We start from the raw sequence: 22,773 nt of genomic DNA, 5'->3' as shown, positions 1-22,773 counted from the left end.
TTGCGTTACCTCCCATGCTTGCGGCGCCGGTCATGAATTCCAAGGAAAAGTCGTTTCTGAACCGCGTGCGCAGCATCCTGTCCGATCTATCCCCTGCCGAGCGGCGCCTCGGCGATTTCGTCTGCGACTTTCCCGGCGAGGTCGCGACCTATTCGGCCCAGGAACTGGCGGCGCTGGCCCATGTCTCGAAGGCAACGGTCTCCCGCTTCGTTCAGCGGCTGGGCTATGAGAGCTACGAGGAGGCCCGCCGGCACGCCAGGCTCGACCGGCAAAGCGGCTCCCGCCTGTTTCTGACCACGACGGACACGAGCGGCGAGCAATCGATCGCCGCCAATCTCTCCCAGGGTATCGCCAATCTCGAGGAAACGCTGCGGCCCATCGGGGAAACCCAGATCAGCGGCGCGGCCGAAGCGATTTTGGCGGCGCGCAAGGTCTGGGTCATCGGCTTCCGGGCGAGCTTCGCCTTCGCGACCTATCTGCAATGGCAGCTGACGCAGGTCATCGAGAACGTCGTCGCCATTCCCGGCGGCGGCCAGACCTTTGGCGAGCATCTCGCCAGCCTTTCTCCCGACGACGTGGTGATCTTCTTCGGCTTGCGCCGGCGTGTCTCGCAGACCGAGGCGCTGCTCGATCAGATCGGCAGGTCGGGCGCCCGGCTGCTTTTCGTGACGGATGAGAGTGCCGACTACGAGACGCGCAGCCAGTGGCATTTCCGCTGCCAGACTCTGGCGCCGGGACCGCTGTTCAACCACACGGCAGTGATGGCGCTCTGCCATCTTCTCATCATGCGCTGTATCGAGATCGCCGGTGCCCCGGGGCGCACGCGCCTGCGCAATATCGAGGCGCTGAACGACGCGCTCGACGAGCTCTGAGATCGTCCAAAGCATGCTGCGAAAAAGTGGCAACGGTTTTTCGCGCTAGGCACGCTCTAAACGATGAGCCGCGGCCCTAGTCGGAACCTCTCCCTTGTGAACGGCCTTGCAATCCCTGACGCAAGAAGCGGCAGGGATTGCGCATTTATGGTGCTTTACGAAACTGTAGTTTCAGATAGCTTCATATGAACGAATTGTTCCAAGGGCGCCCGAAGGAGACGGGCCGTTCTTGGAACCAGAGGGAGCATACGACCACTTCCAGGGCAGCAGCAGACGGCGCAAGCCTCGCACCAGCCGAAAAAACAGCGGGAGGCCTGCGCGAACCATCACGAACGATCAGGGGAACGATCATGGCAATGGACATCTCGCAGCCACCAGGCGCATCGACGCCGATGTCGCGTCAATTGGAAACCGCATTCAGCAAGATCGGCGTCACCGGCGCTCACAAGAAGATCCTGGCACTGGTCCTTATCGGCTGTCTGTTCGACAGCTTCGAACAGAACACCATCGGCGTCGCCGGCCCGCTGCTGCGCCAGCACTGGGGCCTGACGGGCGCCGATATCGGCCTGCTCAACACCATCACCTTCGGCAGCGCCGCGATCGGGCGGCTGATGTCGGGCATTCTCGGCGACCGTTACGGGCGCCGCGTTATGCTGACCATCAACCTGCTGCTGTTCTCGATCGGCTCGGCCGCCTGCGCCTTGGCCCCGGACTTCTTCACGCTCTGCATCGCGCGCGCCATCGTCGGCTTCGGCGTGGGCGGCGAGATCTCCACAGCCGTGACCATGCTCTCAGAATTCTGCTCCTCCAAGTTCCGGGGCACTGCGGCGGGGCTCGTCAATGTTGGCGCCGGCGGCTTCGGCAACTTCCTCGCCCCGGCCTTCGGTCTGCTGATCTTTACGCTGTTTCCAGGCGAGGATAGCTGGCGCTGGCTCTTCGCCGCCTTGGCCGTGCCGGCTCTGCTGGCCGTGTTCTATCGGCGCTACGTGCCCGAGACGCCGCGTTTCCTCGCGTCCCGGAACCGGTTCGACGAGGCCAACAAGGTCCTGTCGATCCTCGCGTCCGGAAGCCTGCGGCCGCGCAACCTCGTCGTGCACCCCTATCTCACCGCCGATGCGACGCAGGCCCCGGTCAAATCCGACTGGCGCGAGCTGTTCCGCCAGCCCTTCCTCGGTCGGACGATCCCGGTCGCCATCGCCATCCTGATGAGCTATGGCGCGCAGCTCTCGGTGCTGACGCTGATGCCGCTGATCTTCGTCTCGATGGGGTATACGCTGCAGGGCAGCCTGCTCTACAGCATGATCATCCAGAGCGGCAGCGTGCTGGGCGCGATCGCCGCCTCGACCCTGGGCTATTATCTGCCCCGGAAGCTGGTTCTCACCGTCGGCGCCGCCCTGGCGTGCATTGCAGCCGTGTCGATCGCCTATCTCGGCAGCAATATCTACATGGTGCTGCTGTTCGGTGCGATCTTCCAGTTCTTCGTGCTGCTGCTCAACACCTCGATCTGGATCTATGCTCCCGAGCTGTTCCCGACGCGGATCCGTGCCTTCGGCGTCGCGCTGATCCTGGCGACCGGTTCGGCCGCCGGCTCCTTCGTGCCGCTCATCTCCGGCATGCTCTTCGACAAATACGGCATGGTCGGCGTCTTTTCGCTGGCGGCTGCGATGTATGCGGTCTTCGTGCTTTGCATCCAGATGGGCCCGGAAACCTATGGCCGGTCGATGGAAGACATTACCCAACCGGCCGAGACCGATGTCCCGGCGGCCGAGCCCCTTGCCGACCCACTTGCCCAACCAGCGAAGGCAGCGAGAGCGTGACCCGGCATATCCTGTTGATCAATCCGAACAGTTCGCAGTCGACCAGCGCGATGATGCAAGCCATCGCGCAGCGGGCGACGAAGAACGCGCTGGCCGTGGCAGTCGCCACGGCCGAGCGCAGCCCGGCCATGATCGTGACGGAGGACGACCTGCTCGCCTCGGCCGAAGAGGTCGTCGAGATCGGCCTGCGGCACGCCGCCGATTGCGTCGGCATCGTCGTCAGCGCCTTCGGCGATCCCGGGCTCGACGATCTCAGGCGCCAGGTCACGATCCCGGTCGTCGGCATCTGCGAGGCCTCGATGCGGGTGGCGTCGCAGGGCGGGCGCCCGTTCGGTGTCGCGACCACGACGCCGCTTCTGGTCGACGCCATCGCGGCGCGGGCGGCCGCGCTCGGCTTTGCGCAACTGCTGACCGGAATCCGCTGCACGGCAGGCGATCCCACAGCGCTGGCCGACGACAAGGCGGCACTGACGCAGGCGCTTGGCGAGATGGTCGAAGCCTGTATCGCGACCGACCAGGCTCAGGCCGTCATCATCGGAGGCGGCCCGCTCGGCGAGGCGGCCGGCGCCTTGCAACCGAGATTCTCGACGCCGGTCATTTCGCCGATCCCCTGCGCGGTCGCATACCTGCTCGATCAGATCCCTGGCGCGCGACGAGAGGCCCCGATGGTCGCGGTAACGGTCGGCAGATAATCCGATCCGGCATGCCAACTGCTTGTCGGCACATCGCTGCACCGGACGTGCGCTTGCCCGAAAAGGGCGCCAACAATCCGCCCAGGCCTGGCGCTGTCGCAGCCCGTCGCAACGGGCGCGCTTCAGCTTTTCGCTGGATTGCCAACAGTACCGAAATCAGCTGCTCCGAGAGTCCTGTCACGACCGGCGGGGATGGGACGTTCCGGCGGTACGGTCGACCCGCCATCGCGGACGGGCAGGCGCGGCCATGATCGACCATGGCGTCCCTGCGCTGGGCTTACGTCAACCCGCCGCTCTCGAAGAAGCGCTTGGTTCGCTCCGATGTCGGGGCTCGAAAAATCTCTCCCGCAGGCCCGAACTCGGTCAGCCGACCGTGGTCGAGCACCATGACATGGGAGGCGACGTCCCGGGCGAAGGCGAGTTCATGCGTCACGATCAGGGAGGTGCGCCCGCCCAGCGCGAGCCCCTTCACGACGTTCAGTACTTCCGCCGTGAGCTCGGGATCGAGCGCCGAGGTCGGCTCGTCGAAGAGCATGATCGAGGGTTCCATCATCAGCGCGCGGGCGATCGCGATACGTTGCTGCTGGCCGCCGGAGAGCCGGGCCGGATAGGCGTCCTCCTTGTCGGGAAGTCCCACCTTGGCGAGCAGGTCGCGGGCGCGCTCGACCGCCTTGTCCCGGCTCCAGCCGAGCACGCCGATCGGCGCCTCGATCAGGTTCTTCAACACGGTGAGGTGCTGGAACAGGTTGAAGGACTGGAAGACCATGCCGATGCCGGTGCGGAATGTCGCGACCTGCCGATCGCTCAGCTTGCGGGCGCCGCGCGCCAATCCCTGCGGCGTCAGGCTGACGTCGCCGACCGTGATCTCGCCGCCCTGAAAGCCCTCGAGCCGGTTGACGCAACGCACCAGCGTGCTCTTGCCCGAACCGCTCGAACCCAGAACCGCGACGGTGGCGCCGTGGGGGATCTCGGCGCTGACGTCGTGCAGGACCTGCAGCTCGCCATAGGACTTGCTGATCGACCGGAAAGCGATGGCGGGGCCGGCCGCCGTGATGGCCTCAGTCATGCCGCAGCTCCGAAATAGCCGGTCGTCGGCAGCTTGCGCGTCGCCCAGCGAACCGAGCGCGAGATCGCGAAGACGACGACGAAATAGATCATGGCGATGATCGTGTAGATCGGCATGGTCAGGAACGTCGCGCTGACGATCAGGCCCGCCTGGTACATGAGATCGGGCACCGCGATCACGGAGACGATCGACGTCGACTTGAAACAGGTGACGAACTGGTTGAGCAGGCCCGGCACCGATCGCATGATCGCCTGCGGCAGCACGATGCGCGCCATCAGCCGGGCATGCGTCATGCCGAGCGACTTCGCGGCCTCGACCTGTCCCTTGTCGACCCCCTCGATGCCGCCGCGATATTCCTCGGCGAGATAGCCGCTCGTCTGCAGCGTCAGCGCGACGAGCGAGCTGTAGAAGGCCGTGAATTTCAGCCCGAAGATCTCGGGCCAGGCATAATGGACCCAGACGAGCTGCACCAGAATGGGCGTGTTGCGGCAGAACTCGACATAGAAGGTCGCCGGCACGCGGACCCAGCGACGGCGTGAGAGCATGCCCAGCGCCGCGATCAGGCCAACGACCAGCGCCAGCAGCATCGACAGGACCGAAAGGGAAATCGTGATGCCGAGCCCGTAGAGCAGCGCGTCGCGAAACTCGTAGAGGATGGTCAGAGTCCGCTGCATCGCTGCTCTCTCTTTCTCAGGCTCGGGCAGAATTACTTCTTGGTGTCGAAGAGCGAGGTCCGCGACAGATAGGAATCGTACAGCTCGGCGGCGCGGTTATTGGCGACGATCCAGGCTGCGAAGGAATCGAGGAAATCCTTCCAGTCGGAGTCTCCGTAGCGGATTGCCCAAACATTCTGCTGCGTGCTGAAATCGCCCTCGAAGGCGGGCGCCGCCCATCCATTGCCCTGCACCTTCGTCCACCAGCGAATGGTGATGCCGTTGGCGAGCGCGATATCGGCGTCGCCGCGGCGAACGGAGTCAAAGGCCGCGAGATCCGTGTTGACCTGCAGCGCCAGGAGCTTCGCCTTGGGGAAGATGCGCTGCGACACTTCATGATCGCGGCTGCCGGCGACGACGGCGATCGTCACGGAGGGATCGTTCAGGTCCTCGACCTTCTTGAACCTGGCGGCCTTCTCCGTGCTGACCACGCCGTTGATGCCCTTGGCGGCGAAGGGCCGCACGAAGTTGATCTCGAGCGCACGCGGGGCGTTGTAGAGCAGGCTCGCGCCGAACAGGTCGCAATCGCCGCGGTTGAGCGAAAGCGGAGCCATGCCGAACTGAACCTCGACCGGTTCGACCTTGACCTTCATCCAGCTCGCCAGCTCATTGACGAGATCGACGAAGACGCCGGTCCATTGGCCGTTGCGCGGATCCTTGTAGCTGTCCGGCGTGACCTGCGCGTAGCAGACCTTGAGCACGCCCTCGCGCTTGACCTTGGCGAGCACGCCCTCCTTGGGTTGCGCCGCGGCTGGCAATGCCAGCGCGAGCACGCCGGCGGCGAGCACGGCGCCTTTCAGAAACCTGAAACCGATCATCGACTTATCCCCTCTTTTGGTTGTTCTTTAGTCAGAAGCGCTTCATTCGGCCGCTCGTGGCATGTCCCGCGCCTTGCGAGGCTCGAACATCCTGGCGAAGTGATCGGGAATCGTGCCGTCCTGCGTGAGACCGGAGGCGGCGCTGATTTTCCACCATGCGACATCGGCCTCGTGCACGACGATGCATTCGAGGCTGCGCTTGACGTTGTCGCCCTCGGGCGAATGGCAGGCGGCGATGTGGGCGATCGATTCCGGCAGGCCGACCGTCAGGCAGATATAGGCACCATAGACCGGATGGCGAAGCGATGGCCGCCCGACCAGGCTGGCATCGGCCTTCCACCGCGCCTGGTTCTCGGGGTCGCATTCCCAGGCCTTGCCGACATCGTGACAGAGGCCGCCGCAAATGACGACGTCCCGGTCGATGACCGCCTCAGGATAGATTTCGGCGAAATAGTCGACCGAGGCCAGCGCGAGCCGGGTCACGCCGCTGAGATGGAAATTCTGGCCGCCGCGCCGCATCACCATGATGCCGGGATTGGCCTCTCCCGGGATCTCGCTGATGCGCGAGAAGCTCGACTTCTCCAGCGCCAGTGCCCAGGCGTCGATGGCCCCCTGCCGCAGCGTCGGATCGCTGATCCACTCGATCTCGGGCAGATCCTCCAGAATGCTCTTGCGTAACCGATCCATGCGCTGCCCTTCCGTGGCCGAAAGCTCCGTTGCAGGGGAAGCTAGATGGCAAAGAACGCATCGTAAAATTTGATTTTCGGATATCACATCATTGCATAATGCAATGTGAGGCCCGCGCGAGGATCAGCCCATGCGACCGACGACGGCGCAGCTCGAGACGTTCTTCTGGATTGCCCGGCTGGGCTCGGTGAAGGAGGCCGCGCAGCATCTGAATCTCGCGCAGCCGACCATCTCGCTGCGCCTTCAGGAGCTTGAAGCGCAGTTCCAGCGAACGCTCTTCGAACGAGGCGGGCGGCGGCTGGTCCTGACCTTCGCCGGCGAAGCGCTCCTGCCGCGCGCGGCGGCGCTGGTCCAGGAACTGACGGGCATTCGCGAACTCATCACGGGGGAGGCGCAAAGCACGGGCGGCGTGGTCCGCGTCGGATTGTCCGAAACCTTTGCGCATATCTGCCTGTCGGGCTGGATGAAGCTGCTCGCCCGCGATCTGCCGGGCGTGCAACTCGACATCGCGGTGGGAACGAGCGCGGAACTCGAGCATCAGGTGGTGGAGCGCCGCCTGGACCTGGCATTCGTCATCAATCCCGTCGGCGATCCCAAGCTCGCGGTCATTCCGCTCGGCATCCAGGACGTGACCTGGGCCGCAGCGCCGGAGCTCGAACTCCCACGGCAGATCACGCCGCAATTGCTCGCCTCCCAGATCGTCATCACCAACCCGCACCCGTCGCCGATGTACCGCCAGATCATCGACTGGTTTCGCGAAGACGGGATTGAACCGGAGAAGATCTGCCGTTGCACGAGCGTGACGCTGGCGACGGAACTCGTTCGCCAGGGTCACGGCGTCAGTCTGCTGCCGACGCCGCTGATCGAACCCTACCTGCGGAACGGAGCGATCCTGTCACTCCTGCCGAGCAGGCAACCCACGCCGTCCCGGCTGTATTGCATCTATCGATTTGCGGAGCAGAACCGGCTCCTGGACGCGGTGCTTGCGGCGGCGCGGTCCGCGATCGAGACGCTGAACTTCCTGCGCAATTGACGCCGTCGCCCTGTGGTGACGGTTTTTCGCATTCAGCATGCCCTCAGCGATGAGAGTCGATCACGCTGCGCTGGGACGGTTTCGTCCAAACGCAGCGTGATCCGGCGTATCCATTCACATGCGGCGGTGAGCCGACGGGCTCAGTTCTTCTGGAAGTGGAAGCCTTCAGCGAAGGTAAGCTCCACCATATCGCCACGCCTCAGGCGCCTGATTCCGTCTTGAATGCCGGGATCCGTGACTTCACGCGTCCGCGGTCCAAGCGGCCCGACATAGTTCACGACGCCTGTCGCCGGATCGAAGCTCTCGAACCTCGCGGTTACGGTCAGTGTCCGCACGATGAACTTGTCCGGCAGGTTCTGGAAGCTCGGGCTGCTGACCGCCTCGGTATAGACGATCGTCGGCTTGGCGCCCTTGCGAGCGCGCTTGGCACCAAGGATCACGCCCTCGACGCGTCGGATCCGGACGTTGTCACCGGCGTTGATATTCTGCAGATCGCCGAACACGGACGGCACCGCGACGGGCCAGGTCTGGCGGCCCTGCCGGACGATCACCATGCGCTCGGCGGGATTCACCTCGGCAACCTCGACATCAAGCTGCTCGACTTCCACCGGGCCGACGCCGGCGACGATGACTGTCTGGCTTGTCACGGTCGGACCGGTCGCGCAGCCCGCAACCCCCACCGCCAGCGAGACTGCAAGGACCAAGCTCATTTGCTTCAACATCGGGCTTCTCCACTTTCAAAGGCAATCCGGTTTGAGACCTTTTGCCGGCCTCCGGATTCGATCGGCAGATTATGGAAGGTAGGAATGGATGACTGGGCGAGCTTCAGGAAGAAAAGGCCAAGTTCGGCCGCAACACAATAGGGGCTCGAGCAACAACCTGCCTGGGCGCGATGAGACGTAGCCTCAGCGGTCAGCTGCGCGACGCAGGGCACGAGCGACGCCTCGTCGGCGGGGGGCGCGGAATCCCGAGGCTGTTCGGTGGCGAGCCTGGTGGGAGCGAAGAAAGCGGAGAGGCGGCCTTCGGCACGCCTCTCCGTCCTCTGTCAGCGGCGCAGGCGCGTCCAGACGCCGTCGCGCAGCTCGCGCGCCTTGAGTGAGCAATCCTTCACCGGCCGGAAACGCGTCATCAACGCTTCGGGCGGGTTGATGGCGGGATTGTCGCGCAGCTCGGCTGTCATGAACGCATCCGAACCTTTGATGGCGTTGTTGTAGCCGCTGAAATTCGAGGCTTCGGCGGCGTTCCGGGGGTCCATCATCCAGTTCAGGAACAGCTTGGCGTTCTCCGGGTTCGCAGCGCCCTTCGGCACGGCGAAATTGTCGCCCCACAGGTTCATCCCCTCGGTCGGATAGACGAAGACCGCAGTCGGCAATTTGGCCCTGGCGCGGTGCGAGGCGCCATTCCACTGCTGATGCAGCGCGACCTCACCGGCTGCGACACGATCGATCGTGCCGGTCGAGGAATAGATCTTCACGCTCGGCTTCTGCTTCGCCAGAAGCTCCAGGATGCGCTGCGCATCGGCGGGGTTCTCGGTGCAGGTATCGAGGCCGAGATAGATCGCCGCGGCGCTGAACATTTCGCCCTGATCATTCAGCGCGGCGATCTTGCCGACGAGGTCGGGGCGCGGTTCGAAGAATTCCTTCCAGCTCTCCGCCAGCTTGCCGCCGGGAACCTTGGCGGAATCATAGGTGAAGCCGGTCGAGCCCCAGAGATAGGGAACGGAATATTCGCGGCCCGGATCGGCATCGGGGCGATCATGCGGCGCCTTCACATTCCCAAAATTCGCGAGCTTCGCCGCATCGATCTTCTGCAGCAGGTTGGAGCGGATCATGGTGGCGAGCACGGAGTTGGTCGGCACGACGATGTCGTAGCCGCCGCCGCCCGCCTGCAGCTTGGCCAGCATGGTGTCGTTGCTGTCATAGACGTCGACGCTGACCTTGACGCCGGTCTCGGCTTCGAAGCGCTTGAGCAGATCCGGCGGCACATAATTCGCCCAGCTGTACAGCAGCAGCTGCTTGGACTGGGCCAGCGCGATACCTGGTGCGCTGGCGAGCGCCAGGGCCGCCACCGCAAGACGGAAATAGTGTTTCAAGACGCTTATCCTCCCTTGTGTTGACTGGCGGGCCGCCGTCCGAGCAGGAAGGCGACGCCGATCACGGCGATCGAGGTGAGAAGCAGGATCGCCGAGAGTGCGTTGACTTCGGGCGTGACGCCGATGCGGATCATGCCGAAGATATAGACGGGCAGCGTCGTGGCGCCGGGGCCGGCGACGAAATAGGTGATGACGAAATCACCCAGCGAGCTGATGAAGGCGAGCAGTGCGCCGGCGAGAATGCCGGGGCCGAGCAGCGGCAGTTCGATGCGCAGGAACCGCTGCCATGCCGAGGCGTAAAGATCGCTCGCGGCCTCGATCAGAGCGGGGTCGAGGCCCGCAAGGCGAGAGCGGATCGGATAATAGGCGAAGGGGATGCAGAACACGGTGTGCGCAAGGATGACCGAGAGCAGGCCGAGCGGCGCCCCGATCAGCACGAAGAGCAGTAGCAGCGCCACCGCCGTGACGATTTCAGGGACCAGCAGCGGCAGTCCGAGCAAGCCTTCGACGACACCGCGATAGGCCGAGCGCGTGCGCGCGACGCCAAGCGTTGCGGCGGTCGCCGCTGCCGTCGCCAGCACCGTGGCAATGCTCGCCGTGATCAGCGAGTTCTTGGCCGCGCGCAGCATGTCGCCATTGTCGAAGACCGCCGCGTACCATCTGACGCTGAACCCGGTCCAGATCGTCGTCAGATCGCTGGCGTTGAACGACAAGGCGACGAGCGTCACGATCGGTAGATACAGGAAGACGAGCGCCAGCCCGGCGATGACGCTGGCGCCGGGAATGCGCAGCAGGTTCTGGTCGCGCATCATGACAGGCGCTCCGCACGCCGCCGCACCAGCGCAAGCAGCGCCAGCGACAAGAGCAGGATGAGCACGAGCACCAGCGCCAGCGCCGCTCCGAACGGCCAGTTGCGCGAGGCGCCGAACTGGGCCTGCACGAGATTGCCGATCATCAGCGACTTGCCGCCGCCCAGCAGCTCCGGGCTGACATAGGCGCCGAGACAGGGCACGAAGACGAGAACCGCGCCCGCGACGATGCCCGGCATCGCCAAGGGCAGCACGACGCGCGTGAGGACGCGGATCCGGTCGGCGCCGAGATCGAAGGCCGCTTCGATCAGCCGCCGATCGATCCGCTCCAGCGCCACATAGACGGGCAGGATCATGAAGGGCAGGAACGAGTAGGTCAGGCCGATCCCGGTGGCCCATGGCGTGTAGAGGATGTCGAGCGGCTGGCTCGTGATCCCGAGCCATAGCAGCAGGCTGTCGAGCTGGCCGCCATTCCGCAGGATCAGGATCCAGGCGAAGTTGCGTACCAGGAGATTGGTCCAAAACGGCACCGTCACCAGAAACAGGATGATGGCGGCGCGGCGCGGCGACAGCGTGGTCATGTAGAGCGCGGTCGGCAGGCCGATGGCGAGCGTCAGCACCGTGGTGATCGCCGCGAGACGGAATGAGCGGCCGAAGATCGCGATATAGTCGCTGTTGAAGGAGAGCGCGCCGAGCAGATCGCGCTCGAGCAGCAATTTCTCGTAGGCGACAGCGGTATGGCTGCCCCAGAGCACGCCGCCGAAGGGTGCGCGCTCCAGCGTCGAGACGTAGACCATCAGCAGAAGCGGCGCGACCATGAAGGCCACGAGGAACAGCGCGGCCGGCGCGGTGAGGGCGATATCGCGGGAGCGGAGCTCGTTCATGCCGCAAAGGCCCTGACGGCATCGCTCGGAAAGGCAAAGCCGCTGACCTGCCCGATCAGGGCCGTGACATCGGCATCTCCCGGCAGGCGGGCCCGCAACAGGGCCCCGCCCGGCAGGGATGCATGCAGCATCAGATCGCTGCCACGATAGACGGCCTGGCGGGCCTGACCGCGCAAGCGCGTTGTCTGCGCCGGCACGACGGCGACGCGTTCGGGGCGCACGACGAGCATCGCCTTCTCGCCCGGCGCAAGGAGGCCGGCATCGGCGACGGCGATCGGGCCATCATCGTCTGACGCGCCAGCCAGGCGGAAGCTCCCGCCATCCCCGCTTCGATCGACGCAGATCGCAGGCAGGAGATTGGCCTCGCCAATGAACTCGGCAACGAAGAGATTGGCCGGGCGCTCGTAGATATCGGCTGGTCGCCCGATCTGCATGACGGCGCCGCCGCGCATCACGGCGACGCGGTCGGACATCGTCAGCGCTTCCTCCTGGTCATGGGTGACGAAGACGAAGGTGATGCCGGTTTCGGTCTGAAGCCGCTTGAGCTCGATCTGCATCTCCTTGCGCAGCTTGAGGTCGAGCGCCGACAGCGGCTCGTCCAGCAGCAGCACTTTCGGTTCAGGCGCCAGCGCCCGCCCGAGGGCGACACGCTGCTGCTGTCCGCCCGAGAGCTGGGCGGGCCGGCGGTCGCCAAGCCCGTCGAGGCGCAGCAGGCGCATCATCTCGGCAACGCGCGCCCGAATGGCCTCGCGCGGCCGGCCGAGCATCTCGAGCGCGAAGGCGATGTTCTGCGCCACGCTCATATGGGGAAACAGGGCGTAGCTCTGGAAGACCGTATTGACCGGCCGGCGGTTCGGCGGCGTTCGCTCCATTGCGGTGCCATCGAGCAGGATCGCGCCCGAATCCGGATTTTCGAAACCGGCGATCATGCGCAGCAGGGTTGTCTTGCCGCAGCCCGACGGGCCCAGAAGTGTGAAGAACTCGTTCTTCAGGATATCGAGCGAGACGCCGCCCAGCGCAGGCTGACTGGCGCCGGCGAAGGTCTTGCGTACCGACGAGATGGCGACGGCTGCATCGGTCATGGGGTTTCCTTTGCCGGCCGCGATGCTCGCCGCCGCATCTGCTGGAACTGGTCGCCGAGCTGATGGCGCCAATAGATGAACTGGAATGCGGCCCGGCCAGCCGAGCCTGCAGCGAAAGGCAGCCCGAATGGCGCGAAATGCCGGTGGCGGTCGTCACCGTCGGCGATGGCGCCGGCGATCAGCTCGCCGGCGAGCGTGGTGTTCACCAGGCCCAGGCCGCCAAAACAGGCGGCAGCCCATAGTCCTTGTTCCAGGGGGCCGATCACCGGCATGCGGTGCCGGGCGATCGGCATCAGGCCGCCCCACGCCATCTCGACCTTCAGATCGGCGAGTTGCGGATAGATCCGCGCCATGTCGCCACGCAGCAGCCGCGCCAGCCGCGCCGCGTTGGGTTCAAGCGCGCTCGCCCGCCCGCCCCAGAGCAGCCGTCCGTCGGGCAGGACGCGATAATAATCAGTGGCGACGCGCGTATCCGAGACGGCGGCGTCGGTCGCGATCGCCTGCCTGATGCGCTCGGGTGCGGGCTCCGTCGTCATCACGAAACTCGCGACCGGAACCGTCGCAAGTCCCAGGCGCCTGTGGAGCAGGCCGAGATGCGCACCACCGGCAAGCACGACATGACGGGCGGAGACGGCGCCGGCCTTCGTCGCGACAGTCCAGGCCGTGCCCCGGCGCTTCAGCGAGACGACGGCGGCGCCTTCGTGCAGGTGTGCACCGTGCTGCGCCGCAGTGGTTGCCATGCCACGCGCCAGATTCAGCGGATGCAGCTGAAGCGACGAGGGATTGAGATACCCGTCGGCATAGCGATCGGTCGCGAGCATCGCGCCGAGCTGGGCCGCCGGCAGATGAACGAGGCCCGCATTGAAGCGCTCGTTCATGGCTGAGACATAGGAGCCCAGGCTGTCCGGGTGTTCCGCCATCCGGCACCGCAGGGCGCCGTGGCCGACGAGCACCGTCGGACCCAGCGCTTCGGCCCGGCGACGAACGATGGCGAGCGCCTCGCTGCTCAGCCGCCAGAGCGCCCTGGCTTCGTCGATGCCGACGCGATCGGCCAAAGCCGGCATCGCAATCGGATAGCCGCGCGTGGCAAGACCGCCATTGCGTCCCGATGCGCCCCAGCCGATGCGGTGCGCCTCCAGCAGGATGACGGACCGCCCGCGCTCGGCCAGCGCCAGCGCGGCTGCGACGCCGGCAAGGCCACCGCCGACAATGCAGGTCTCAGTCTCGTGATCTCCGTCCAGCCCCGGCCAGCGCGCGTCGTCGGTTCGCGTCGCCGCGTAATGAGTGGGTGGGTAGCCGCTCATCGCTAGTAGCCACCACCGGCGATCAGGCGCGCGGTCGCGACAGCCAGCGGTGCGAACCGCTCGCGCACCGTGCTCTGGTCGAATTCGGCATAGGACATGGCGATGTGAACCGCAGCCCGCGGCAAGCCGCGCATATCGACCACGGGTGCCGAGACCACGATCTCGCCAACCAGGGTTTCCTGCACGGAGATCGCGAACCCATCCATCCGGGCGCGGTCGATCGCCGCCATGATCTGATCGACATCGGTGACGGTATAGGGGGTCAACTGCCTGCGGTTGCTGCGTTCGACCAGGGCCAGGGCTTCCGCCTCCGACAGGCGCGACAGCATGGCCCGGCCGCCGGACGCGCAGAAGGCGGGGATGCGGCGGCCGACCAAGGTTGCGCCGAACGCCTCCCGCTGGCTTTGCAGACGCACGACGTAAAGAATGTCGGTGCCGTCGAGAACGCTGAGATCGACCCGCTGCTGACAGTTCTGGCGGAGGTCGGCGAGATAGGGGGTCGCCACCTCGACCAGCGGATCGCTGCGCAGATAGGCATAGGCGAACCCGAGCGCGCGCCGCGACAGACTGTATTTGCGGGTCGCCGGATTCCTCTCGAGATAACCGAGCGCATAGAGCGAGAACGTGAAGCGCTGCGCTGCGCTTTTGTCGAGGCCGGTCGCGGCTGCGATCTCGGTGATGCCCATCTCGCGCTGATCGGGAGTGAAGGCTTCCAGCACCGCGAAGCCGCGCTGCAACGAGCCGACGAACATGGGGCTGGCAAGCATGCGCGCCCGATTGTCCTCTTCGCTTTCGGAACGCTCAGGTGCCTCTGCGGCATCCTGCTCATCTCTCATCGCGCTCTCCCTCGTTTCCCCGAGCTTATTCGCGCACATGAATATCGCAATAAGATTTTTAGTATTTTGTTTTAGACAGAGAGTTCCGCCGTGGTGGGCCGTGTGATCCCCGGAAAGGGCGGTTGCCCCCGGGGGCGGCTGCCCCTGAGGCAACCGCCGGATGAGTCCGGACGCGATCGACGGGCGTCCGGCGCCGCAAGGCCGGTTCGCTTTGTTTCCAGCCTGACCAAGCCCTTGCCGCGTTCACAAGGAGAGGCCGGCTCGCGGTCGTCGCGATCTCAGCGCATCAGATCGTCCCGCGCGGCCGGATCGTCATCGCTAAGGCATCGGCCCGAAAAGTGGATTGCGGTTTTCGGAAAAGCCGATGCAAACACAGAAGGTTAGATCATCGGACCGGATACGATATCCGGTCCGATGATCTGGTGGATAGAATCTGACGTCTGGTAACCGGCCACGATCGTCCTTCCGGCTGGCGGAAGGACGCCAGGGACTATGCGGCTGACGTTCCGAAGGTCGCAGGAGGGTGGTTAGCGGATTGTTGGATCCGGCTCCTGAGGGGCGCGAGGCGGACATGATCCAGTCGCCAGCTTCAAAGCATGGCGTCTTACGTCCGGCGGCCAAGCGTTCATGCGGTCGGCAAAGTCCCGATCCTCGCCCGCGAACAAGGACCGGATAGTATCCTCGAAGCCAGGAAGGTCACCGGCCAATGCGTTGAGAAAGCGGTAGGCGGCTTCGCGCGCGGCCTTGGCTTGGGTCTGGCCGCCATCGGATCGGCGAGCCGCGTCTACGAGGCGCCGTAAAACCTGTGACGTCCCGCCGGGCTGCGCGGAGAGCCATTCCCAGTGTCGGGGAAGCAGTGTGACCTCTCGGGCGACGACGCCTAGTTTCGGCCGCCCACGCCCGCGAGGCTCTGCATCGGTGTCCGAAGCCGTTTGCGTCCTGGCCGCCGCTGTCTCTCGCTTCCCCCGCTCGCTGAGACGGACCACGACTTCGGCGGTCGTGCCTCGCAGGTCGAGATCCACGACGGAGCCCGTAGCATCGTCGAAGACGAGAATGGACGCGTCAGCGCGGTCGCCTTCAGCGGCCTTGATCGCCAAGGCCACGTCAATCAGAGATCCAGCCGCTAGCTGCTCCGTGCCGACGAAAGCGGTGCACAACTTGGACAGGTAATCGGACATAGGATCCTCCACTGCGAGTTATTACCCGGCCAAAAAGGCACACGTCAATATTATCCGGGTAATATTGCTTTCTCAAACTGCTTCGGCTAGCTGTCGCCGCCGTCAGGAGGCGCTCACGTCATGAAACGCGAAGATCGGAAGGCAGCCGTAGCGGCCTATCGGAAACGAGAGATCGTGACCGGCATCTACGCCGTTCGCTGCATACCCACCGGTGCGGTCTGGGTGGGACAAGCTCCTGACTTGTCCACGATCCAGAACCGGCTTTGGTTCACCCTGCAGCTCGGAAATAACACGCATCGTTCCCTCCAGGACGCGTGGCGCGCCGAAGGGACGGAGGCATTCACCTTCGAGATCATCGAGCGTCTTGAGGAAGAAGAGAGCGACTATGTTCGCGCTCGCCTGCTGCAAGAGCGCCTCACGCACTGGGCAGACAAACTACAGGCTACCCGGATTTGACGGCTGGAAGCGGACGATGATGAAGAACCTGAACAGTAACGGCATCACCCTGGCCTATGACAGCTTCGGTGAGGAAGCGGCGGAGGCCATCCTGCTCATCTCCGGACTGGGGACGCAGATGATCCGCTGGGCTGATCCCTTTTGCGGGGAACTGGCCGCGCTGGGTTATCGCGTCATCCGGTTCGACAATCGGGATGCCGGGCGTTCAACCTCCTTCGCCCAGCATGGAACCGTAGATGTCGGAACGTTGGTGTCTCTCCTCATGGCGGGACAGCGGCCACCTGTGACCTACACACTTGCCGACATGGCCGCGGATGCAATCGGCCTGCTTGATGCCCTCTCCATCCCGCAGGCCCATGTTGTTGGGCGCTCGATGGGCGGGATGATCGCTCAGATGATGGCGAGCGAGTACCCGTCCCGTGTTCTGTCGCTCACCTCGATCATGTCGGCGACGGGAAACCCGGCCCTGCCGTCGGCAGAACCGGACGCCATGACGATGATGATGCGGCCCGCACCCGATCCAGTCTTGGACGAGGCGGGCTTCCTTGATCACGGCGTCGCCTTCGCCCGGCGCGTCGCTGGCACCGCTTATTCGTTCGACGAAGAGGCTTGCCGTGCGCTCCTCGGGGAGGAGGTTCGGCGAGGTCGTGTACCAGGCGGGTTCGGGCGCCAATTTGTGGCAATTGCGCTGGCCGGTGACCGTCGGTCACAACTGGCTACGATCAAGGCGCCGACCCTCGTCATTCACGGGACGAACGATCCTCTCGTTCACCCCGGCTGCGGTCAGGATACCGCAGCGTCAATCCCGGATGCGGAGATGATGCTGATCGATGGGATGGGACACGATCTGCCCGCGCAGCTCTTCAGTACCGTGGCGCACGCCATCGACCGAACCGCCCGCCGTTCGCGGCCGTCGATTTTCGGAGCATAGGAAGGCACCTCTGGCCGCAAGTGAGTTCGGCGTCCGCTTCCCGGAGAGCCACCTCCCTGCTCCAATGGCACATATGGGTGGAAAGCTGAGATTTGGCTGGGAGCCAAAGGCGGACATGAGAAATTGAAGGTAGCTCCGGCCTGCCATCGCACGGATCGCAATCGGCCAGATGATTACTTTCTGAACTCAAGCTTGCGGTGACTGGCCGGATTTTCCGTTCACTTCACTTTCGCGATAATCGGAGGCTTCCAGGTGCCGTCGAGGATAGCCTTCTCCGCCATCGTCGACGCGCGGCCGGATCGTCACCTTGGCCTTCTGAGAGGCCGATGCGGCGCCGATCAGCGCGAGTTGCAGGCGCGCCGTCACCCTCACGCCGTTTGCGCGATCGGAGATAACACGCGGGGATTGCGAACCTCACCGATGCGTGAGTAGCCCGACACCCGAAACGGGTGTCAACGTAAGGGTACCACCGCAGGTCATGCGAGCCTGCTGCCGGCGTGGTGCGCGAAGATGCACCAGATGACGACGCTTCGGCGCCGGCATTGCCCCGTCAATGCAGGCGTCCGCCCACAGGAGGCGACTACGACGTTTCTCACGACGCGATAGGGAGCAAACAGCCATGAAGCCACCTGTCACTGCCAGCCGCTGCGCCAAGACCCTCACCCTTGCGCTGGGCACAACGCTTCTTGCCACGATGGCACTTGCGCAGGAGGGCCCAAACCTACGGACAATGCAGTGTGCCGAGGCCAAAGCCCTGGTCCAGTCGAAGGGCTCCGCCATTCTCAACTCGGGCCCCAACATCTTCAATCGCTACGTCAAGGATTCCGCGTTCTGTGCGGAGGACATGTATCTCACGCCCGCCTGGGTCAGGACCCAGAATTCGAGATCGTGCTTTGTCGGCTACACATGCTCCGACAACCGTGATGACTAGAAGTCCCGGCTGATGACTGGAAGTCCCCAGTGGAGCGGCCTCAGCGCTTGAGACCCAGGCGTCCACGCGACGCGGGAGAGCTCAAAAGAGGCGCGGAGCCGTCGCCACAGGTCGACGCTGCGTCGACGTAAGAGCCCGGGCGGCCCGTTGCAGGGCCGGCCGCCCGGGTGTCGAATGGCCGTCGCCGATGTCAGCGCATCAGTTCGTCCTGCTCGGGCGGATATTCATCGCCAGCGTGTCTTCGTCGACGCGCGGCTTGATCGTCACCTTGGCCTTCTGCGAGGCCCATGCCGTGCCGATCAGCACCAGCGGCAGGCGCGGCCGGTCCTTGCCGATCAGCGCTCCGGCCTGCTCGAGCAGGTTGCGCCGCTTCGCCTCGTCGAGTTCGACCCCGGCGGCGTCGATCAGCCTGTCCAGTTCGGCATTGCTGTATCCGGTGACATTGTAGCCGCCCAGTCCGCGCGCGATATCGGCGGTGTGGGTCAGGGCCGCCAGCGTGTAGTGCGCTTCCCCCGTGGAGGTGCTCCAGCCGTAGAGGGTCAGCGAATATTCGCCGCGCTGCCGTGCCGGGAACAGGATCGTCGTCGGCTGCCCATTGGAGACGGCATCGATGCCGACCCTGGCGAGCATCTGGACGACGGCAGCGCCGACCTCCTTGTCACCCGGCAGACGGTCGGTGGTGAAGCTCAGCGTCACCCTGAAGCCGTTGGGAAACCCGGCCTCTCCGAGCAGCTGCCTTGCGCGTGCGGCATCGGGCCTGGTGATCGGCAGATCGCGATTGAACCCGAAGATATTGGGTGTCACGAGCTGGCCGACGGGTTTGCCAAAACCTTCCATGGCGATCTCGGCCAGGGCCTGGCGATCGATCGCGAGATCGAAGGCTTCCCGGACGCGCGGATCGAGGAAGGGGTTCTTCGGCAAGGGCGAGCCATCCCTGGCGAAGACCTGAGGGCTCTTCTCGCGGAAATCGAAGTCGACATTGAACAGATAGATCGTGTCCGTCTTTGTCACGGCGAGCTTGGGATCGCGGCCAAGCGAGGTCACGTCCGAGAGGGGCGCACGGGCGATCAGGTCGACCTGGCCCGCCTTGAGTTGCGCGACCCGCGAGGCATCGTTTGGAATCTCCTTGCGCACCACGCGCTGCCAGGGCTCCTTCTCGCCCCAGAAACCGTCAAACCGCTCCAGGACCAGCTCGGAGCGCGGCGTCCACGAGACGAATTTGTAGGGCCCGGTCCCGATCGCGGCCTTGCCGGAGTTGAAGGCGGGATTCGCCGCCTCCGCAGTCAGCAGCTCCTTGGCGGCCTTGGACGAAACGATGAAGAGGCGCACGAAGTCGTTGGGCAGCGTCGGCGCCGGGCCGTCGGTCTCGACCCGCAGCGTATAGGGATCGATGATCGTCACGTCCTTGACGCGGCGGACATAGACGGAGACGGGGCTCGGTCCCTTGATCTGGCGCGAGCGCTCGATCGAGAACTTGACGTCCTCGGCCGTGAAGGCGCTGCCGTCATGGAAGACGACGCCCTGGCGCAGCTTGAATTCCCAGGCGGTTTCCCCAACCGGTTTCCAGCTCAGCGCAAGCCGGGGCTCGAGCTGGAGCTCGTCGCCCGCCCAGACCAAGGTGTCGAAGACATGCTTCAAGGTCTCGGCATGCGTCCCCGTCGAGGTGAAATGCGGATCGACCGATTCCGGGCCGGCGCGAACGCCGATCGTCAGGGTTTGCGCGAAGCCCGAGGCGGCTAGCGAGAGAGCCGTGCCGAAAGCCAGGGCGGCGAGCGAAAGGGAAAAGCGCTTCTTCATCATGGAACCGTTCTTGGAGCCTGGGGCGGCCGATATCTGGCCATGCGGACGCGCTCGGAAGAGTTCCGAGACGTCGGCAGGAGGGCGGTGGTGGGGAAGGGGGTATCTGTCGCGACGCGGCGTCGCGATAGATTTGTGGTCAGGTAATAGAATAGTTCTAGCTAGTGATCGAACGTAATCGAGATAGACTTGCTTCTATAGGAGGTCGATCGCGATCATGTTGAATGATATCGAGCGGAATGATCGAACGTCAACGAAATTGAATTGGCGATTATGCGGTCGTGTCCAGAAATTAAATCCCTAGGTAGCTGCCGTTCTGAAAGTTATTTCTTTTTTCAAAATTCGACGTCGCAAACTCTTATGCATCAAAGCTTGGCGGCTAGTGTGCCCGTCCAGCCCAGTCGAACAGCAGGACACCAAGCGATGAGCGGACGATACAGCGTCACGGCCTCCACCTCCGGGGCGCCCGGTCGCTATGTGATCGAGGGGCACGGCAAGGTGCTGCTGTCCGATTCAGCCATGGTCCGGCAGATCCCTTCGATCGCGCCGGGGCCGATCGAGCTTTTGGTCGCGGCCTTGGGGTCCTGCGCTCTCGCCAGTGCCGAAAGTGATGCGCTGGAGCATGGCATCGCCTTCCAGGCGATCTCCGCAGCGGTGGATGCGACGCGCGACGAGCAGGACGAGACGCGCTTCTCGGCGATCCATGTCGCCATTTCGGTCACGGGGGTGTCTGCGGCTGAAGCGCCAAAACTGCTCGGGCACCTTCTCAATCAATGCCCGATCTTCAACACCTTGCGCCGCGGCGGCGGCGAGGTGACCGCCGCAATCGCCGCGCTGCCCTGAGCGGCCCACATATTCGCAGGCGGGCCGATGCTTCGGCTGGTGTCGAGGGCCTGGGTCCCGCTCGCCAGGATTTATCGACATTCGCCCGCCCGGTGGGCAGGCTCTTCTTCTTCTGCCTCTGCAACCCAGGCTGAACCCTGGGTCGCAGGAGCGCAGGCGCGTCCCTTGCTGCGACTTGCCTTGCCGCGAGAGGCTCAGGCTTCGTAGCCCAAGGGATCGTCGACGCTATGGGCCGGCTGCGTGAACCAGCGCGCACCGCCTTCCGCCATATAGGCGATGTCCTCGAGGCGAACGCCGAATTCGCCGTAGATGCACATCATCGGCTCGACCGAGAAGCACATCCCCGCCGCCAGCGGCGTCCGGCTGCCCTTGACCATGAAAGGCTCCTCGTGGATCTCGAGGCCGAGACCGTGGCCGGTGCGATGGGGCAGGCCCGGCACCTTGTAGCCGGGGCCGAAGCCTGCGGCCTCGATCACGCCGCGCGCAGCCTGGTCGACGGCCTCGCAGGGCGCGCCGAGCACGGCCGCCCCGAACCCGGCGAGCTGTGCGCGCTTCTCCAGGTTCCAGATCTCGCGCTGACGCTCTGTCGGCTCACCGAAGACATAGGTTCGGGTGATGTCGGAGTGATAGCCGCCGAGCCTGGTCCCCGTGTCGATGAGCACCATGTCGCCGTCCGCCAGCGTCTGCGGATAGGGGACGCCGTGCGGATAGGCGGTGGCTTCGCCGAACTGCGCGGCGCCGAAGGTCGAGCTCAGCCCGAGCTTGCGATGGGCGCGGTCGAGGAATTCGACCAGCTCCGTCGTCGTCAGGCCGACGCGCAGCACCCGCGCCGCAGCCCGGTGAACCTCCATGGTGATGTCCATGGCACGCTGGATCAGGGCGATCTCGGCTGCCGATTTCACCTGGCGGCAGGAAGCGGCGATCGGACCGCCGCTGGCGAAGCTGTAGCGGTTGCCGGCCTTGCGCAATCCGTCGGCGATGAAGAAGGGGGTATGGGGGTCGAGTGCGACGGTGCCGCTCTCATAGCCGAGGCTGCGGATCGTCTCGACGACGAGCGCGGTCGGGTCCTCATGCTCTTCCCAGCAGCGCACATCCTCGCCGAACTGCATGTATTCGCGCGTCTTCGGCTCCTCGAAGGCCGGGCTGAGATAGACGATTTCGCCCTCTGCCGGGATGATCGCGCCATGCAGGCGCTCGGTGAGCTTGAGCTGGATGCCGGTGAAATAGTGCAGGTTGGCCGAGGTATCGAGATAGAGCGCCTGCAGCCCCTGCTCGCGCAGGAGCGCTTGCGCCTTTGCGATGCGGGCCTTGAACTCGGCGACCGCGATCGGCTCGACGCCGGACGTCATCGAATTCAGCCTGGCGAGTTCCGCCTCGAAGCTCGAGCCTCCCACCCCAATCGTCATCGGTCGTCATCCCCTTGGTTCGTTCGGTTCCCGGAATGCTGTTCCGGCGCGCGCTGGCACGGCTGGGCGATAGATCCTGGCCCGTCGTCCCGCTGCAGTGCGTGTTGATAGTGCCTTGCATATTATTCGTCGACAATGACGCGAAAGGCATCGCCGGGTTGCGATAGCGCGTGCGTGACCCTCGCATCGATCGATGACGCGCTCATTCTCTCCGGGCTGTCGGATTTGTGGCACGGCGGGCGAGCGCTGTGCTAAGTTTGGCCCGTCGCGTGCAAGCGAGATGAGGCGCCGGCTCGTCCGGTGGGATCGCGGTCATCCCGCGGATGCCGAGCCCCACAATCCGTCACGCCGACCTGATCATGAGGCGCACTCCCACGTTTGGCCGACGGGAGGACAGACCGATGCGACACACCCTGACCGACAAGGCATTTGCGGTGGCCCTGGTCCTGGCCGCGACATCGCCAGCCTGGGCGCAGGATCAACGCCCCGGGACATCGCCAGCCTGGGCGCAGGATCAACGCCCCGG

At 64.8% G+C, this 22,773-nt stretch carries 23 protein-coding genes; 8 read left to right on the top strand and 15 right to left on the bottom strand.

What is annotated here, in order from left to right; all coding sequences use genetic code 11:
* Nucleotides 1-32 precede the first annotated feature (32 nt).
* The 3 genes from AB4118_RS32630 (at nt 33) to AB4118_RS32620 (ending at nt 3,381) form a co-directional block, all read left to right on the top strand.
* A complete protein-coding gene (locus AB4118_RS32630; protein WP_441493655.1) occupies nt 33-872 on the top strand; it encodes a MurR/RpiR family transcriptional regulator in 840 nt (279 codons plus the stop codon).
* A 350-nt stretch (nt 873-1,222) separates the two neighbouring features.
* Entirely contained in the window at nt 1,223-2,689 is a 1,467-nt protein-coding gene (locus AB4118_RS32625; protein WP_441493654.1) for an MFS transporter, read from the top strand.
* Nucleotides 2,686-3,381 carry an aspartate/glutamate racemase family protein gene (locus AB4118_RS32620; RefSeq protein ID WP_441493653.1) on the top strand — a complete coding sequence of 232 codons (696 nt, stop codon included), beginning with the start codon at nt 2,686-2,688 and terminating at the stop codon, nt 3,379-3,381. The genes AB4118_RS32625 and AB4118_RS32620 overlap by 4 nt, the downstream gene beginning before the upstream one ends.
* Before the next feature lie 277 nt (nt 3,382-3,658).
* Here the strand turns inward: AB4118_RS32620 and AB4118_RS32615 are convergent, their stop codons facing one another.
* The 4 genes from AB4118_RS32615 to AB4118_RS32600 are packed head-to-tail and all read right to left on the bottom strand — an operon-like array spanning nt 3,659 to nt 6,665.
* On the bottom strand, nt 3,659-4,447 hold the full coding sequence (locus tag AB4118_RS32615) for an amino acid ABC transporter ATP-binding protein (RefSeq protein WP_441493652.1): 789 nt from the start codon (nt 4,445-4,447) through the stop codon (nt 3,659-3,661).
* Complete coding sequence (locus tag AB4118_RS32610) at nt 4,444-5,121, bottom strand: amino acid ABC transporter permease (RefSeq protein WP_441493651.1); 678 nt, start codon at nt 5,119-5,121, stop codon at nt 4,444-4,446. Before AB4118_RS32610 ends, AB4118_RS32615 begins: the two co-directional genes overlap by 4 nt.
* 32 nt (nt 5,122-5,153) lie before the next feature.
* Nucleotides 5,154-5,978: a substrate-binding periplasmic protein gene (locus AB4118_RS32605; RefSeq protein WP_441493650.1), complete on the bottom strand. Its 825-nt coding sequence runs from the start codon at nt 5,976-5,978 to the stop codon at nt 5,154-5,156.
* Between the two features lie 42 nt (nt 5,979-6,020).
* Nucleotides 6,021-6,665, bottom strand: coding sequence for an HD domain-containing protein (locus AB4118_RS32600; RefSeq protein WP_441493649.1), 645 nt, complete (start codon nt 6,663-6,665; stop codon nt 6,021-6,023).
* Between the two features lie 130 nt (nt 6,666-6,795).
* Between AB4118_RS32600 and AB4118_RS32595 the strand changes: the two genes are divergently transcribed.
* Nucleotides 6,796-7,698 carry a LysR family transcriptional regulator gene (locus AB4118_RS32595; RefSeq protein WP_441493648.1) on the top strand — a complete coding sequence of 301 codons (903 nt, stop codon included), beginning with the start codon at nt 6,796-6,798 and terminating at the stop codon, nt 7,696-7,698.
* Nucleotides 7,699-7,838: 140 nt separating this feature from the next.
* Here AB4118_RS32595 and AB4118_RS32590 read toward each other — a convergent pair whose 3' ends face one another.
* The 8 genes from AB4118_RS32590 to AB4118_RS32555 all read right to left on the bottom strand — a co-directional run bounded on the left by AB4118_RS32590 (nt 7,839) and on the right by AB4118_RS32555 (nt 15,883).
* Nucleotides 7,839-8,408: a hypothetical protein gene (locus AB4118_RS32590; protein ID WP_441493647.1), complete on the bottom strand. Its 570-nt coding sequence runs from the start codon at nt 8,406-8,408 to the stop codon at nt 7,839-7,841.
* A gap of 335 nt (nt 8,409-8,743) precedes the next feature.
* The gene (locus AB4118_RS32585; RefSeq protein ID WP_441493646.1) at nt 8,744-9,790 is read right to left on the bottom strand and encodes an extracellular solute-binding protein; all 1,047 of its coding nucleotides are present in this window, start codon (nt 9,788-9,790) and stop codon (nt 8,744-8,746) included.
* A 5-nt stretch (nt 9,791-9,795) separates the two neighbouring features.
* The gene (locus tag AB4118_RS32580) at nt 9,796-10,602 is read right to left on the bottom strand and encodes an ABC transporter permease (protein WP_441493645.1); all 807 of its coding nucleotides are present in this window, start codon (nt 10,600-10,602) and stop codon (nt 9,796-9,798) included.
* Nucleotides 10,599-11,483, bottom strand: coding sequence for an ABC transporter permease (locus tag AB4118_RS32575; RefSeq protein WP_441493644.1), 885 nt, complete (start codon nt 11,481-11,483; stop codon nt 10,599-10,601). The genes AB4118_RS32580 and AB4118_RS32575 overlap by 4 nt, the downstream gene beginning before the upstream one ends.
* Nucleotides 11,480-12,565 (bottom strand): ABC transporter ATP-binding protein, encoded by a 1,086-nt coding sequence (locus AB4118_RS32570; protein WP_441493643.1) that lies wholly within the window; start codon nt 12,563-12,565, stop codon nt 11,480-11,482. The genes AB4118_RS32575 and AB4118_RS32570 overlap by 4 nt, the downstream gene beginning before the upstream one ends.
* The gene (locus AB4118_RS32565) at nt 12,562-13,869 is read right to left on the bottom strand and encodes an NAD(P)/FAD-dependent oxidoreductase (protein WP_441493642.1); all 1,308 of its coding nucleotides are present in this window, start codon (nt 13,867-13,869) and stop codon (nt 12,562-12,564) included. The genes AB4118_RS32570 and AB4118_RS32565 overlap by 4 nt, the downstream gene beginning before the upstream one ends.
* Nucleotides 13,870-13,871: 2 nt before the next feature.
* A complete protein-coding gene (locus AB4118_RS32560; protein WP_441493641.1) occupies nt 13,872-14,705 on the bottom strand; it encodes an IclR family transcriptional regulator in 834 nt (277 codons plus the stop codon).
* A 527-nt stretch (nt 14,706-15,232) separates the two neighbouring features.
* Complete coding sequence (locus AB4118_RS32555) at nt 15,233-15,883, bottom strand: DUF2239 family protein (protein ID WP_441493640.1); 651 nt, start codon at nt 15,881-15,883, stop codon at nt 15,233-15,235.
* A 120-nt stretch (nt 15,884-16,003) separates the two neighbouring features.
* Between AB4118_RS32555 and AB4118_RS32550 the strand changes: the two genes are divergently transcribed.
* A complete protein-coding gene (locus AB4118_RS32550; protein WP_441493639.1) occupies nt 16,004-16,339 on the top strand; it encodes a GIY-YIG nuclease family protein in 336 nt (111 codons plus the stop codon).
* A 16-nt stretch (nt 16,340-16,355) separates the two neighbouring features.
* Nucleotides 16,356-17,270, top strand: coding sequence for an alpha/beta fold hydrolase (locus AB4118_RS32545; RefSeq protein ID WP_441493638.1), 915 nt, complete (start codon nt 16,356-16,358; stop codon nt 17,268-17,270).
* A 186-nt stretch (nt 17,271-17,456) separates the two neighbouring features.
* Here the strand turns inward: AB4118_RS32545 and AB4118_RS32540 are convergent, their stop codons facing one another.
* A complete protein-coding gene (locus AB4118_RS32540; protein WP_441493637.1) occupies nt 17,457-17,636 on the bottom strand; it encodes a hypothetical protein in 180 nt (59 codons plus the stop codon).
* Between the two features lie 253 nt (nt 17,637-17,889).
* Here AB4118_RS32540 and AB4118_RS32535 point away from each other — a divergent pair, with 253 nt between their 5' ends.
* The gene (locus tag AB4118_RS32535) at nt 17,890-18,201 is read left to right on the top strand and encodes a hypothetical protein (RefSeq protein WP_441493636.1); all 312 of its coding nucleotides are present in this window, start codon (nt 17,890-17,892) and stop codon (nt 18,199-18,201) included.
* A gap of 198 nt (nt 18,202-18,399) precedes the next feature.
* Here the strand turns inward: AB4118_RS32535 and AB4118_RS32530 are convergent, their stop codons facing one another.
* Nucleotides 18,400-20,001 carry an ABC transporter substrate-binding protein gene (locus AB4118_RS32530; protein WP_441493635.1) on the bottom strand — a complete coding sequence of 534 codons (1,602 nt, stop codon included), beginning with the start codon at nt 19,999-20,001 and terminating at the stop codon, nt 18,400-18,402.
* A gap of 420 nt (nt 20,002-20,421) precedes the next feature.
* On the opposite strand from AB4118_RS32530, the gene AB4118_RS32525 reads away from it, so the two are divergent.
* Nucleotides 20,422-20,841: an OsmC family protein gene (locus AB4118_RS32525; protein WP_441493634.1), complete on the top strand. Its 420-nt coding sequence runs from the start codon at nt 20,422-20,424 to the stop codon at nt 20,839-20,841.
* 194 nt (nt 20,842-21,035) lie between these two features.
* Here AB4118_RS32525 and AB4118_RS32520 read toward each other — a convergent pair whose 3' ends face one another.
* Nucleotides 21,036-22,247: a M24 family metallopeptidase gene (locus AB4118_RS32520; RefSeq protein WP_441493633.1), complete on the bottom strand. Its 1,212-nt coding sequence runs from the start codon at nt 22,245-22,247 to the stop codon at nt 21,036-21,038.
* Nucleotides 22,248-22,773 lie beyond the last annotated feature (526 nt).

It is taken from the genome of Allobosea sp. 2RAB26 (assembly GCF_052115465.1).
Classification (GTDB): domain Bacteria; phylum Pseudomonadota; class Alphaproteobacteria; order Rhizobiales; family Beijerinckiaceae; genus Allobosea.
This window is presented reverse-complemented; position numbering and strand designations above follow the sequence as displayed.

What these genes read in the sequence shown, in the direction of transcription:
- AB4118_RS32595 (WP_441493648.1), top strand. Translation starts at nt 6,796, where the DNA reads ATGCGACCGACGACGGCGCAGCTCGAGACGTTCTTCTGGATTGCCCGG.
- AB4118_RS32565 (WP_441493642.1), bottom strand. Translation starts at nt 13,869, where the DNA reads ATGAGCGGCTACCCACCCACTCATTACGCGGCGACGCGAACCGACGAC.
- AB4118_RS32520 (WP_441493633.1), bottom strand. Translation starts at nt 22,247, where the DNA reads ATGACGATTGGGGTGGGAGGCTCGAGCTTCGAGGCGGAACTCGCCAGG.
- AB4118_RS32550 (WP_441493639.1), top strand. Translation starts at nt 16,004, where the DNA reads ATGAAACGCGAAGATCGGAAGGCAGCCGTAGCGGCCTATCGGAAACGA.
- AB4118_RS32605 (WP_441493650.1), bottom strand. Translation starts at nt 5,978, where the DNA reads ATGATCGGTTTCAGGTTTCTGAAAGGCGCCGTGCTCGCCGCCGGCGTG.
- AB4118_RS32555 (WP_441493640.1), bottom strand. Translation starts at nt 15,883, where the DNA reads ATGTCCGATTACCTGTCCAAGTTGTGCACCGCTTTCGTCGGCACGGAG.
- AB4118_RS32580 (WP_441493645.1), bottom strand. Translation starts at nt 10,602, where the DNA reads ATGATGCGCGACCAGAACCTGCTGCGCATTCCCGGCGCCAGCGTCATC.
- AB4118_RS32590 (WP_441493647.1), bottom strand. Translation starts at nt 8,408, where the DNA reads ATGAGCTTGGTCCTTGCAGTCTCGCTGGCGGTGGGGGTTGCGGGCTGC.
- AB4118_RS32530 (WP_441493635.1), bottom strand. Translation starts at nt 20,001, where the DNA reads ATGATGAAGAAGCGCTTTTCCCTTTCGCTCGCCGCCCTGGCTTTCGGC.
- AB4118_RS32615 (WP_441493652.1), bottom strand. Translation starts at nt 4,447, where the DNA reads ATGACTGAGGCCATCACGGCGGCCGGCCCCGCCATCGCTTTCCGGTCG.
- AB4118_RS32610 (WP_441493651.1), bottom strand. Translation starts at nt 5,121, where the DNA reads ATGCAGCGGACTCTGACCATCCTCTACGAGTTTCGCGACGCGCTGCTC.
- AB4118_RS32545 (WP_441493638.1), top strand. Translation starts at nt 16,356, where the DNA reads ATGATGAAGAACCTGAACAGTAACGGCATCACCCTGGCCTATGACAGC.
- AB4118_RS32575 (WP_441493644.1), bottom strand. Translation starts at nt 11,483, where the DNA reads ATGAACGAGCTCCGCTCCCGCGATATCGCCCTCACCGCGCCGGCCGCG.
- AB4118_RS32625 (WP_441493654.1), top strand. Translation starts at nt 1,223, where the DNA reads ATGGCAATGGACATCTCGCAGCCACCAGGCGCATCGACGCCGATGTCG.
- AB4118_RS32630 (WP_441493655.1), top strand. Translation starts at nt 33, where the DNA reads ATGAATTCCAAGGAAAAGTCGTTTCTGAACCGCGTGCGCAGCATCCTG.
- AB4118_RS32535 (WP_441493636.1), top strand. Translation starts at nt 17,890, where the DNA reads ATGAAGCCACCTGTCACTGCCAGCCGCTGCGCCAAGACCCTCACCCTT.
- AB4118_RS32525 (WP_441493634.1), top strand. Translation starts at nt 20,422, where the DNA reads ATGAGCGGACGATACAGCGTCACGGCCTCCACCTCCGGGGCGCCCGGT.
- AB4118_RS32570 (WP_441493643.1), bottom strand. Translation starts at nt 12,565, where the DNA reads ATGACCGATGCAGCCGTCGCCATCTCGTCGGTACGCAAGACCTTCGCC.
- AB4118_RS32600 (WP_441493649.1), bottom strand. Translation starts at nt 6,665, where the DNA reads ATGGATCGGTTACGCAAGAGCATTCTGGAGGATCTGCCCGAGATCGAG.
- AB4118_RS32560 (WP_441493641.1), bottom strand. Translation starts at nt 14,705, where the DNA reads ATGAGAGATGAGCAGGATGCCGCAGAGGCACCTGAGCGTTCCGAAAGC.